The sequence below is a fragment of the Actinomycetota bacterium genome (assembly GCA_035759705.1).
In the GTDB taxonomy this organism is placed as follows: Bacteria; Actinomycetota; CADDZG01; order JAHWKV01; family JAHWKV01; genus JAJCYE01.
In genome coordinates this window covers 1-10,255 of sequence record DASTUJ010000146.1, presented here as the reverse complement: position 1 = coordinate 10,255, position 10,255 = coordinate 1, and the positions used below count along the sequence as shown (strand labels likewise).

Here is a 10,255-nt window from a genome sequence, read left to right as displayed (position 1 = left end):
GTCGACCAGGTCGCTGTGGGCGCGGCACCACGCCGCTCCGGTGACCGTGTCGTCGGCAAGGAGAAGCTCGCGTTCGGGGACCATGGCCGAAGGGTATTCCCGCCGGGAACTTCAGGGTCCCAAAATGGGCGCCCGGCGCCCAGAATTGACACGGAGTTAACGAAACGGGGACCCGCCGCTAACAAACCCGGCCCCGGTTTTTACCGTTTTCTAAGCGACCAGGTGCCCTCGTATCTGCAGGTGAGCCCTACTCTTGAAATAAGAGGTGATGACATGAAGAACAACATGAAGACCGCCCTGCTGCTCGGCTCACTTGCAGGGTTGATGGTGTTTCTCGGAAATCTGCTGGGCGGCCGGAGCGGCGCAATGCTCGGCCTGGTTTTTGCCGCAGTGATGAACCTCGGCTCCTACTGGTTCTCGGACCGCATTGCGCTGAGGATGAGCCGGGCCCGGCCGGTGAGCCGGACGGAGGCGCCGGAACTCTACGCCGCGGTGGAGCGCCTGACCCGGAGGGCGGGACTGCCGATGCCCAGCCTGCACCTGATCCCTTCGAAACAGCCGAACGCGTTCGCCACCGGGCGTAACCCTTCCCACGCTGCCGTCGCGGTGACCGAGGGCATCCTGGAGATCCTCAGCCCCGACGAGCTCGAAGGCGTGCTGGCGCACGAGCTGGCTCACGTCCGGAACCGGGACATCCTGATCGCTTCGGTTGCGGCTACGATCGCCGGCGCCATCTCCTTCGTCGCCACCATGGCCCGATGGGGAGCCATGTTCGGCGGTGGCGATGACGACGACAACCCGGGCGGCATTATCGGGCTGCTGGTGGCGAGCATCGTTGCTCCCATCGCCGCGATGATCATGCAGATGGCGGTCTCTCGCTCGAGGGAGTTTGCGGCAGACGCGCTGGGCGCCGAGATCGCCGGCAGGCCTCAGGGGCTCGCCAGCGCCCTTCGCAAGCTGGAGGTCATGTCGCAGCGGGTGCCGATGGCGGTCAACCCCTCGGCCGCCCCGATGTTCATCGTCAACCCCCTGCGGGGAGCTTGGGCACGGGGTGCATCCCGGATGTTCAGCACGCACCCGCCTACAGAGGAGCGGATTTACCGGCTGAACGAGATGGCCGCCAGGACCGGGTATCCGGCCTGAAAAGCTCCATCTGCGCCCCATAACTTCCCAACAGGAGCCCGAAAGGGCTCCTGTTGGATTTTCCAAGTTCCCATTGGCTTGACTTGCCCGGGTTCATTCGCGGTAGGGTTCCGTATCATTTCGGCCGTCGTGCGGAAGGCAATCGACGGCGCCTTAGTCGAAGTTTGGGAGGACTCGCTTGAGGCGTGCAGTAAATCTGGCGGTCTGCTGCGCCATGGCTTTTTCACTGGTCGCCTTCACCGCGGTCCCTGCCAGCGCCCAGCTGCAGGAACTGCTGAACCTCTTGATACCACCGCCGACCCCCGCGCCGCCCCCTCCCGCTCCTCCCGCTCCAGCTCCTCCTGCTCCTGCTGCACCGGCTCCCGGCGCCCCGGCGCCGCCGGCTGCGGCTCCGGCAGCGCCCGTGGACCCGCGGACCCAGCCGTTTCCCATCGCCCTACCGGCAATCCGGAGATCCCCCGCCCGGAACACAAATACCCTTTTCGAACGCCTCCAGCCCGCTACCACCAAGGGAGTGAGGTTGGAGGACGCGCTGCTGAACGTGGCCTCGCCGTTCCCCATCGCCGGCAAGGCCAACTTCAGCCACGACTGGGGCTTCCCCCGCTACACGCCGGTTCCCCACCTCCACCAGGGCACCGACGTCTTCGCCGATTTCGGGACCCCGATCGTCTCGTCCGAGGCGGGCAAGGTGGTCCAGAAGGGGACCGCCGGCGCCGGCGGCATCTCGGTCTGGCTGCGCGGCGACAGCGGCATGGGCTACTACTACGCCCACCTCCAGAGCTGGGCCAGGGACCTGCAGGTCGGCCAGCGGGTTGAGAAGGGTTACGTCATCGGTTTTGTCGGCGACACCGGAAACGCGGAAGGCGGGTCTCCCCACCTCCACTTCGAGCTTCACCCTGGCGGTGGACCCGGGACCCCGGCCCGCGACCCCAAGCCGTTCCTCGACGACGCGCTGCGCCAGGCGGAGGAGCAGGCGACTCAGTTCGTCAACGGGAACATGTCCGGTATTCCGAACACCGCCGGCAGGACGGTGCTTCCCGGGATCGTTGTGACCAAGGAGGTCGACAAGCTTCTCCAGAACACGTCGATCACGGCTCCCGAGGACGTCATGTGGTTCTCGATGATGGACCCGACGTTGGGCGTTCTTGGCCTGGCCCGGCAGACCGCCTCGGGCGGGACTGTCGAACAGGTCCAGCTGACCGAGGAGCAAAAGAGCGAGGAGCAGCGCCTGGCCGATGTTCGCGGAGCTATCAACTCCCGGACGAAGAAGTTGACCGACTTCATCGGGAACTCCACGTCGAAGACAGCGGTCGTGCTGGGCCCGGTCACCCAGGCGCTGATCAACTAAGAGGGGTTCAGGCCCCGGACAGGGCCCTGGAGATCTTCGCCGCAGTCGCTTCGATCGCTTTCATGTCGCCCGCAGCGGGCGAGACCGGCTGGACCAGCGGGTCCCCTTCCCACCTCGGAATCAGGTGGAGGTGGAAGTGGTCGACCTGCTGCCAGGCCGCCCGGCCGTTCGACTGGAGGAGGTTCATGCCCTCTGCGCCCACCGCATCGCGCAGCGCGGGCGCCAGCCTGTGGGCGGCTCCGATCACCGCGGCGGCGTCGTCCGGTGAGATGTCCCAGATCGTCGGGGCGTGGGTCCGCGGTATGACGAGGGTGTGGCCCTCGGCCCACGGGAAGATGTCCATGATCGCGAAGACCGCCTCGTCCTCGTAGACGATCTGGGCGGGTGCTTCTCCGGAGGCTATCCGGCAAAAGATGCAGTCGTCGGACACTAGCGGTAGTTCGTGAACTGCAGCGGGATCCCGAAGTCCTCTTCCTTCAGCGCCTGGATGACCCCCTGCAGGTCGTCCCGGGACTTCGACGACACCCTCAGCTGGTCGCCCTGGATCTGGCTTTGCACCTTGTGCCCCGAAGCCTTGATGAACTTGTTGATCGTCCGGGCCTTCTCCTCGGAGATGCCGTGCACGATGTCGATGACCTGCCTGAACGTCGACCCGCCCGCCGGCTCGATCTTGCCCTCGGAAAGGGCCTTCAGAGAGACGTTGCGGCGGACCATCTTCTCCTTCAGAACCTCGACCGCTGCCTGGACCCGCCCCTCGGAGTTGGACCGGATGGTGATCTGCTCGCCCGCGTGCTCGATCTCGGTGCCGGTGTTCTTGAAGTCGAAGCGCTGAGTTATCTCGCGCCGGGCCTGGTCCAGGGCGTTGATCACCTCCTGGTTGTCGACCTCGCTCACCACGTCGAAAGATGCCTGCGCCACGGTGCCCCCAGATTCGTTTGCCTTGTTGCTTTATCCTAATGCGACAACAGCCCGCCAGGGCTGTTCACAGGTTGGGGGCGGCGAAGCCGCCGCCAAGCCTTCCTCGGTGGGATACCTAAGTGGCCAAAGGGAGCCGGCTGTAAACCGGTTGCGTAAGCTTCGGAGGTTCGAATCCTTCTCCCACCACACCTTCTGACACCGGGCGCCCTTAGGGGCGCCCGGTGTCTTTATCTCCCGCCCCGCTTGAGCGTTTCCAGCGCGGCGCAGAACGACTCCATCTGGCCCAGCTCGTCCCGGATGGGCGAAACCACGTCTCTGTCGGCGATCTGCGCCACACCTTCCCGAAGGGCGTTCCGGGCCCGCGCCGCCCGGCGCCGGGCGCCGAGCCTCGCCAGTTGTTGAAAGAGGACGCTTAGCAGGAAGCCGGCGAGCAGGCCGCCCAGCAGGGCGAGGGTCGGCCACGGGACGTTCTCCACCTCCGGAGTCGGGGGCCGCGGGATCTGGAACCACTCGAGGGCGAACAGGACCGCCAGCCAGGCGAACCCCAGGATCGCGACGGTCGCCAGCAGGGTCTGCACGCCGTTGGCGACGCTCCACCACCCGGGGCGGCTCGACTCCTGCAGGTCGGTGGACGACACCGAGGCGTCCAGGTCGCCCAGCAGGGTCTGGGAAGAGTCCGCCACCCGGCGTTTGACCGAGTCGGGCCACGGGGCGGGCAGGCCCGAGGAGGCGGCGTTGGCCGCCCGGCGCACCGCGCTGTCGACCTGGGCCCTCTGGACCGGGGTCGCCTGGGGGAGCGACGTCCGTCCCCCCTCGCCGCCCCGTCCGAGGTGGAGCCGGTGCAGCGGGTCGGGCCGGAAGCGCCGGAGCCACCGGGTGAACGGCCAGCCCATGGCCAGCGCCGCCGCCCGGCGGTGGGCCCGGGCGACCGCCGTTGCGACCACATCGACACCGGCTGCCTCGGCCAGGGCGTCGACGAGTCTGTCCTGCTCGGAGCCGCCGAGGCCGGGCGACTTCGATGAGCCGCACAGGGGGGCCAGGCGTGCGGCCAGGCCGTCGAGGTCGGCGGACAGCCGCTCGGCGGCGGCCCTCTCCTCATGCAGCCGGGTCGCGATCGTCTCCTGCAGGGCATCGATGCCCTCGCCGGTCACGGTCGAGGTCGAAAGGACCTTGACCCCGATGAGGCCGTCGTCCTTCAGCAGGCGGGAGAGGTCGGCCAGGCACTGCCGCCTCTCGGTCTCGGTCAGCCGGTCGACCTGGTTGAGCACGACCACCGTGACTGCCGCGTGCCCGGCCAGCGGCCGCAGGTAGTCGTCGTGGAGGACGGCGTCGGCGTACTTCTGCGGGTCGACCACCCAGACGAAAACGTCGACCAGCTGGACCAGGCGGTCGGCCTCTATGCGGTGTTCGACGTGGGTCGAGTCGTGGTCCGGCAGGTCGAGGAGCACCAGGCCGTCCAGAGCGGGGTCGCTCAGCCCGTGCCGGCGGGCCACCCCCAGCCAGTCGAGCACGGCGGAGGCCTCCCCCCAAACCACCGCCTGCGACGTGGAGGTGGTCGGGCGCCGGACCCCCACCTGAGCCAGGTCGGTACCGCTCAGCCGGTTGAAGAGCGACGACTTGCCCGTGCCGGTCGCCCCGGTGAGCGCAACCACCGTCACGTTCTTGCCGAAACCCATCCGCTCGGTCCCCCGGTCCAGCACGCCGCGCGCGTCGTCGACCAGGGCGGGGTCGAACCGGTCGCGGCCGATGTCGACCACCCGGCGCAGCGCCTGGAGCCGGTCGTCCAGGTCCGGGGCCTGCTTGCTGCGAAGGAGCGGTTTCACGGCCGTCCGGCCCGGACCGCTTCCAGCGCCGCACGAAGCTGCTCCACCTGGTTCGGCGCCGGAACGTGCCGGGTGGCCGCGGCGGCGAACCTGTCGGCCTCGGCGTCCAGCAGCCGGGTCAGCCTTTTGACCAGGTCCCCCTTCGCCCGGGAGGCCAGCGTGCGGACCGCTTCCTCGCCGAAGATGGCCTCGAGCAGCCTCTGGCTGAGCGCAGCCGTCCCCCCTGCGATCACCACCTCACCGCCGGTCAGCCCGCCGCTGTGGGCGAAGACCACGAGCATCAGGGCCGCGCCGGCGGCGTTGACCCCGAACGAGACCGCCCTCCCGGCCGCCCGGCGCCCGGGCCCCTGCTCCTTCACCAGGTCCATGACCGTCGACTGCCACGCCCGGACCTCCGTCTCGACACCGGCCCGCAGTTGCGGGGACGACTGCTGCGGAGCGGCGCCGGCGGCGATCAGCGACTCCCCGTGCGACGACATCTTCCAGGCGGCCACCGTTCGCTCCACCGCCCGGTCGGCGACCGAAATCACGACCGTCTCGATGCTGCGCTCGACCTCGGTCTGCACCTCGTGCGCCACCGGCGGCCTTCCGGTGACCACGTCCTTGATGCGGTCCCCAATCCTGCCGATCGTGTTCTGCAGGCTCTTCATGACGTCCCCGGTGCCGATGAACTCGTGCCACCGGGACAGGACCTCGCTCCGGAGCAGCGTCCCCCCGCTCAGCACCTCCTCGGCCTCCTCCACCGCCTGGGCGTAGACCCTACGGGCGTCGCCCGCAAGATCGGCGGCGGCTGCGATCTGGGCTTCCATCTGCCGGGCGATCTCATCGACCCTCGGCGGCAGCGAGTCCAGCGCTCCGGTCAGGGTCTTCAGAACGGTCGCCGCCCTGGCCTCGGCGTCGGCCGCCAGCGCATCCAGCCACGCCCGGACCGGCTGCAGCGCCCCGTGGGGAATCCGCCCGTCCTCCAGGGGGGTCTCGGGAACAGTCAGGACGACGGTTTCCTCCAGGCCCTCCTTCCGGAGCATCTCCTCCAGGTGGCGGGGAACCTCGTCCAGCGCCTCGGAGGGGACCCGGTTCAGAACCAGGGCCAGCGCAGTGCTGCGTTCCCGCGCCTGGCGCAGGTAGCTCCAGGGCACCGCGTCGGCGTAACGCCCGGCGGTGGTGACAAACAGCCACAGGTCGGCGGCGGCCAGCAGTTGGGTGGCCATCTCCCGGTTCGACTTGACCACCGAGTCGATGTCCGGCGCGTCCAGGTACGCCATGCCCCGGGGGACGTCGGCGTCGGCGACCAGGTGGAGACCGGTCGAGCCGGGCTCCATCTTGCCGGTGGTCCGGGCCAGCCCCGGCAGGACGCGGTCGGTCTCGAACCAGCGGATGTCGCCGGGAGAGGTCACAAGGATCGGGGTGGTGGTGGTCGGGCGGAGGACGCCGGTGGCCGAGACTGTGCGGCCGATAAGGCTGTTGACCAGCGTCGACTTGCCGGCGCCCGTCGAGCCGCCGAAGACGGCCAGCAGCGGGGCGTCGAGCTCCCGGAGGCGGGGGAGCAGGTAGTCGTCGATCTGCCCGGCGAGGGCGCTCTGCGCCGCCCGGGCGCCGGCGCTCCCGGGCGAGTCGAGCGGGAACGACGCACGCCGCAACTCGGTGCCCAAAGTGACGACGGCATCGTGGAGCTCCTGGGGGTTCATGTTGAAGCTGTACCCACTCGTATACTCCCGGTCGGACCGGCCCAGGTTATCCGAGGCCCGGCTACCATTTTGGCCATGGGCGCGGACCTGCGGAAAAAAGGGGTCCGCCCCGTGAGGTCTGGATGCCTGCCGCAGGCCGTGGTTTGATGCCTGAGCACAACAAACCGAAAGGAGACGTGGATGGCGACGGGTGTGGTCAAGTCGTTCGACGTCAACAAGGGCTGGGGGTTTATCACCCCCGACGATGGCGAAGCCGATGTCTACGTCCACTTTTCTCAGGTCCGGAGCGGCACCCTCAAGCAGGGCGACCGGGTCGAGTTCGAGCTGGGCACCGGTGTCAGGCCTCAAGCCACCGCAGTCAAGCGCGAGGGGGAGGAGGATCCGCCCGAGGAGGATCCGGATAAAGAGAAGCCGTCTTTTGCATAAGAGCCGGCGTCGGTAACATTTTCGGAGGTCCTTGACTACATAACCCTGGTGTCGTGTAATGAGAACGTGATTACACAGAGGGCCTCCCACGCAATCAGCGGGCCGATGGCTGCCAAGCTGGCGAACATCACCTACCGGCAGCTCGATTACTGGGCGCGGCAGGGTTGGGTGAAGCCCTCGGTTGAAGCGGGGGTCGGCCGGCCGGGCCGCCGTATCTACGGGCCCGACGACGTCGTGAAGCTGGCCGCCCTCGGGCACTTCGGCCGCTCGGGGGCGGATGTGGGACAACTCGGTCAGGAGATCTCCGGCCTCAGCCTCTCCGGCGTACCCGGGGACTACCTTCTGGTTGCCTCGGGGGCCGGCGTGGAGGTCGTCGCAGCCGCTGCACTCAGGGCCAGGGTTTCGGAGCCCGGGTCTACCGCAGTGTTCGACCCTGCGGGCGTCCTCGGCCGGATGGCGGGCAGCGCTCGAAGCAACGCCGCCCGGAGAAGCGCATGACCAAACTTTTCGAGGTCCCGAGCCTGGCCGACGAGCCCTACGAGGACATCCCTCCGGCGTACGCCGCCTTTCAGGCGCTGGCCTCGGCCGCAGGGGCCGACTTCAAGGAGATGGCCCGGGAGTGGATCGTCCAGGCCGGTGGCGAGCTGGAGTCGGACAAGCTCAAGTTCGGCAACTACCCGACCGACGGCCTAGTCCGCGGCCAGAACGGCGCCTTGTTCGTGCTCCTGGCCCGGGGTACGCCCGACGACGGGCCAAGGGCAGGCCTTCGCCGCAACGACACGGTGCTGAAGATGGGCTGCCGGGCTTTGATGATCGCCCGCCGCACCGATCTGCCGATCCTGGTGGTCACCTCGCACCTGCCGGACGTGGACAGCCGCGCCGGGCGCATCCTCGCCGACCTGCACACCGACATATTCGACGTGGCCGCCACCGTCGGGGACCTCGCCGGGTTCCGCCGGTTTCGCAGGCACCTGACCGAGGCGCCGGCGCCGGCCGAGCCGCTGCCCTCCGTGTGGCGTACCGAGGTTTTCAGCCAGCCCGAGCTGTTCGACACCGGGCCCCCCGATGCGTGACCGCCTGCCTGCCGACTGGAAGACCGACCTGAAGGAGCGCCACCGGCTGGAGGCCGACGTCCGCAACGAGCTGGCCGCCCACCCGGAGCTTGCGATGCTTCAGTGCTCCACCGCCTCCACCGACCGGCTCGACTACCAGCTTGTGGGCCCCGGCGCCCGCCTGCTCGAGGTGGAGCTGAAGGCCAAACGCCAGGTGTACAGGGGCTGGACCAGATACCGGCCCGACGTGCCGGAGAGGGACCTGCTGATCCTCGACGAGCTCGCTCTCCGCAAGCTGGTGGAGGCGGGCAAGTACGCCTTCCTGCTGGTCAGGGACATACCCGGGGACCGGTGGGCGGTCTGGTCGACCCACGACCTCGTGATGACCCCGAAGGCCCGGGTCACCCGCCAGCTCGCCGTAGGGACCGGTGCAGTGAAGGGCAAGGTCCTGATCAGCTTCACCGAGGACGCCCACCTGTTCACCGATGCGGGCAGAGCCATCGACTTCATAGTCGACACCCTGCGCAAGATCGACCAGCGCTGGCAGGACATAGCGCCCTGGCCGACGCCCAACGAGGCGAGTTAGACCTTTCGGGTTACCCGGGCGTTCTTCGAAACCCGGTGCGCTGCCGCCACCCGGCCGTTCGGTGCCGGGGCGGGCGCCGGCTCCGGATGGAAAACAGGCCCCTTCTCGGCGTAAAGCTGCAACCGCGCAAGGTCGAGAGCGGACTTCATCGAGATCACGTCGGTAATCGGCTTGTCCTCGCCGAGCACCACCCGGAGTGCCACGTCTCCGGCGGTTCCCTTGGGCGGCTTGTCCGTGGTGAGCAGAACAAGCGGCGTCCCTTGAGACGTCTGGTGGAGGACGGCGGCCTTGCCGAGCGCCTTCCAGAGGGTGTCGGTTCGCTTCAGCCCCGGCCGGTTGCTGGTGAACCCGCCCGAGACGTCAAAGAGCCAGGTCCCGCCGGTTTTGTCCTTGGCCCGGAAATTGACCTCGACGCCCGACGGCAGGCGCACGTTTGTTTCGATGAACTCGAACTCGCAGTCCATAAGGATGGCCTCTGCGATCTGTTTCGCAGCCCGGCCCTCGGCAACCGCACGCTGCTGGAAGCCCATGTCCTCGGTGGGGGGGACCCTCGTAGCTCGCAACTCGAGCCGTAGCTGTTCCGGATCGTTTTCCCGGATCACCTGGGCAGCCCTGGCTTCGGTGACCCGTCCGCGCGCCAGGGCTACGTACTCCTCGTCCATGTCATAACCAAAGAAGCGCCGTTCGGTGCGGATGGCGGCCACGGCGGTGGTGCCGGACCCCATGAAGGGATCCAGAACCAGATCGTCCTGGTAGGTGTAGAGCAGGATGAGCCGCTGGGGCAGTTGCACGGGGAAGGGGGCAGGGTGTCCCACCCGGGTCGCGCTCTCCGAAGGGATCTCCCAAAGGTCGGTAGTGGCCTCCATGTACTCGTCTCTCCAAAGGTCTGCGTTGGAGGGATAGCCTTGCTCCTCCCGCTCCTTGGCTGTGAGCGCCCGGTCGAAGCGGCCTTTGCTGGCAATGATCACCCGCTCGGTCAGGTCCCGCAGCACCGGGTTGGCGGGGCGCTGGAAAGACCCCCAGGCGCAGGATCCGGATGACCCACGGGCCTTTTGCCAGATGACCTCACCTCTAAGAAGCAGGCGCAGGCGGTCCTGCAAGATGGTTATGACGTCCGACGACAGCGAACGGTAGGGCTTGCGCCCCAGGTTCGCAACGTTCACCGCAATCCGGCCTCCCGGCTCGAGCTTGCGCACGCACTCGGCGAAGACGTCCTCGAGCATTTGAAGGTAGTCCAGGTAGTTGGCGGGCACGTGGCCCTCGCCCAAAACGGC

The 10,255-nt window shown here is 68.1% G+C and carries 10 protein-coding genes, 1 tRNA gene and 1 pseudogene; 7 read left to right on the top strand and 5 right to left on the bottom strand.

Annotation, left to right across the window (positions count from 1 at the left end; genetic code table 11):
- The first annotated feature begins 273 nt into the window (after positions 1–273).
- Together VFV09_10230 and VFV09_10225 are read left to right on the top strand one after the other, a co-directional pair.
- A complete protein-coding gene (locus tag VFV09_10230) occupies positions 274–1,143 on the top strand; it encodes a zinc metalloprotease HtpX (protein ID HEU4868092.1) in 870 nt (289 codons plus the stop codon).
- A gap of 178 nt (positions 1,144–1,321) precedes the next feature.
- The gene (locus VFV09_10225) at positions 1,322–2,491 is read left to right on the top strand and encodes a M23 family metallopeptidase (GenBank protein HEU4868091.1); all 1,170 of its coding nucleotides are present in this window, start codon (positions 1,322–1,324) and stop codon (positions 2,489–2,491) included.
- Between the two features lie 7 nt (positions 2,492–2,498).
- Here VFV09_10225 and VFV09_10220 read toward each other — a convergent pair whose 3' ends face one another.
- Positions 2,499–2,921: an HIT family protein gene (locus VFV09_10220; protein ID HEU4868090.1), complete on the bottom strand. Its 423-nt coding sequence runs from the start codon at positions 2,919–2,921 to the stop codon at positions 2,499–2,501.
- Positions 2,921–3,409, bottom strand: a complete 489-nt coding sequence (locus VFV09_10215; GenBank protein HEU4868089.1) for a YajQ family cyclic di-GMP-binding protein — start codon at positions 3,407–3,409, stop codon at positions 2,921–2,923. Before VFV09_10215 ends, VFV09_10220 begins: the two co-directional genes overlap by 1 nt.
- 105 nt (positions 3,410–3,514) lie before the next feature.
- On the opposite strand from VFV09_10215, the gene VFV09_10210 reads away from it, so the two are divergent.
- A tRNA-Tyr gene (locus VFV09_10210) sits at positions 3,515–3,595 on the top strand.
- Between the two features lie 41 nt (positions 3,596–3,636).
- On the opposite strand, the gene VFV09_10205 is transcribed toward VFV09_10210, so the two are convergent.
- On the bottom strand, positions 3,637–5,232 hold the full coding sequence (locus VFV09_10205) for a YfjP family GTPase (protein ID HEU4868088.1): 1,596 nt from the start codon (positions 5,230–5,232) through the stop codon (positions 3,637–3,639).
- The gene (locus tag VFV09_10200) at positions 5,229–6,917 is read right to left on the bottom strand and encodes a GTPase domain-containing protein (protein HEU4868087.1); all 1,689 of its coding nucleotides are present in this window, start codon (positions 6,915–6,917) and stop codon (positions 5,229–5,231) included. Before VFV09_10200 ends, VFV09_10205 begins: the two co-directional genes overlap by 4 nt.
- 180 nt (positions 6,918–7,097) lie before the next feature.
- Between VFV09_10200 and VFV09_10195 the strand changes: the two are divergent.
- The 4 genes and pseudogenes from VFV09_10195 to VFV09_10180 all read left to right on the top strand — a co-directional run bounded on the left by VFV09_10195 (position 7,098) and on the right by VFV09_10180 (position 8,981).
- Positions 7,098–7,277, top strand: a pseudogene (locus VFV09_10195) (cold shock domain-containing protein).
- A 132-nt stretch (positions 7,278–7,409) separates the two neighbouring features.
- Positions 7,410–7,841 carry a MerR family transcriptional regulator gene (locus VFV09_10190; protein HEU4868086.1) on the top strand — a complete coding sequence of 144 codons (432 nt, stop codon included), beginning with the start codon at positions 7,410–7,412 and terminating at the stop codon, positions 7,839–7,841.
- Positions 7,838–8,416, top strand: coding sequence for a hypothetical protein (locus tag VFV09_10185; GenBank protein ID HEU4868085.1), 579 nt, complete (start codon positions 7,838–7,840; stop codon positions 8,414–8,416). The genes VFV09_10190 and VFV09_10185 overlap by 4 nt, the downstream gene beginning before the upstream one ends.
- Entirely contained in the window at positions 8,409–8,981 is a 573-nt protein-coding gene (locus VFV09_10180) for a hypothetical protein (GenBank protein HEU4868084.1), read from the top strand. Before VFV09_10185 ends, VFV09_10180 begins: the two co-directional genes overlap by 8 nt.
- Here the strand turns inward: VFV09_10180 and VFV09_10175 are convergent.
- A partial coding sequence (locus tag VFV09_10175) for a site-specific DNA-methyltransferase (GenBank protein ID HEU4868083.1) occupies positions 8,978–10,255 on the bottom strand: 1,278 nt, incomplete at its 5' end. The genes VFV09_10180 and VFV09_10175 overlap by 4 nt on opposite strands.